Origin of the sequence: Burkholderia sp. B10 (genome assembly GCF_004368385.1) — a bacterium.
GTDB classification, from domain to species: domain Bacteria; phylum Pseudomonadota; class Gammaproteobacteria; order Burkholderiales; family Burkholderiaceae; genus Burkholderia; species Burkholderia vietnamiensis.
In genome coordinates this window covers 1-1,210 of sequence record NZ_PQMX01000170.1, presented here as the reverse complement: position 1 = coordinate 1,210, position 1,210 = coordinate 1, and the positions used below count along the sequence as shown (strand labels likewise).

1 protein-coding gene is annotated in these 1,210 nt (G+C 59.8%); it reads left to right on the top strand.

From position 1 onward, the window contains the following. The first annotated feature begins 42 nt into the window (after window positions 1–42). Window positions 43–1,163 (top strand): IS3-like element IS407 family transposase gene (locus C3Y15_RS31415; protein WP_106919332.1). Its coding sequence is split into 2 segments (ribosomal slippage): window positions 43–301 and window positions 301–1,163, totalling 1,122 coding nucleotides; the frame shifts between segments, so codons are not numbered across the junction. Window positions 1,164–1,210 lie beyond the last annotated feature (47 nt).

Genomic DNA, 1,210 nt, shown 5'->3' with positions numbered 1-1,210 from the left:
GCCGGAGTCTAGTAAAGTTCGTTTTCGGAGAAGAAGACGAACATGAAGAAGCGCTTTACGGAACAGCAAATCATCGGGTTTCTGAAGGAAGCCGAGGCCGGTATGCCGGTCAAGGAACTGTGCAGGAAGCACGGGTTCAGTGATGCGTCGTTCTACACTTGGCGTGCGAAGTTCGGCGGCATGGAGGTCTCGGAAGCGCGCCGGCTCAAGGACCTCGAGGTGGAGAATGCCCGGCTGAAGAAGCTGCTGGCCGAAGCAATGCTCGATATGGAAGCGTTGAAGGTCGTCGTCAAGGGAAAGCCCTGAGCCCGCAAGCCAAACGCGAAGCAGTATCGGCGATTCGGGGGAAGGTCAACATCTCCGAGCGCCGCGCCTGCCGGCTTGTCGGGCTTTCTCGCAGCGTGCTGCATTACGACGCGAAGCCAGACCACGAGAATGAGGTGCTAGCGGCGCGTCTGGTGGAGTTGGCACACGAACGTCGTCGATTCGGCTACCGCCGATTGCACGCCCTAGTAGAACGCGAAGGCACGCACGCCAATCACAAGCGCATCTATCGCCTGTACCGTGAGGCAGGGCTGGCTGTGCGGCGCCGTCGCAAGCGCCACGGCGTAATGATTGAGCGCGAGCAACTGGCATTGCCGGGCGCCCCCAACGAGGTGTGGTCAATCGATTTCGTGATGGATGCGCTTTCCAACGGCCGGCGCGTGAAGTGCCTGACCGTCGTCGACGACTTCACGAAAGAGGCTGTCGACATCGTTGTCGACCATGGCATCTCAGGTTTGTATGTCGCTCGGGCATTGGACCGCGCAGCTCGCTTCCGTGGCTATCCCAAGGCGGTGCGAACAGACCAGGGCCCCGAATTTACGAGCCGCGCGCTTGACCAGTGGGCGTATGCGAACGGCGTCGCTCTGAAGTTGATTCAGGCGGGCAAGCCAACGCAGAATGCGTACATCGAATCGTTCAACGGCAAGTTCCGCGACGAATGCCTTAACGAGCACTGGTTCACGACGCTCGCGCATGCTCGGGCAGTCATCGCGGCATGGCGTCAGGACTACAACGAGCAAAGGCCGCACAGCGCACTGAACTACCTTGCGCCGTCAGAGTTTGCGGCGAAACATCGGGCAACCGCGGATACTCCTGCCGCTTTCCAGGAGTTGGTTTAAAGGGACTTTGCTAGAAGCCCATTGGCCCTATTGATGGGGGCAGGTCA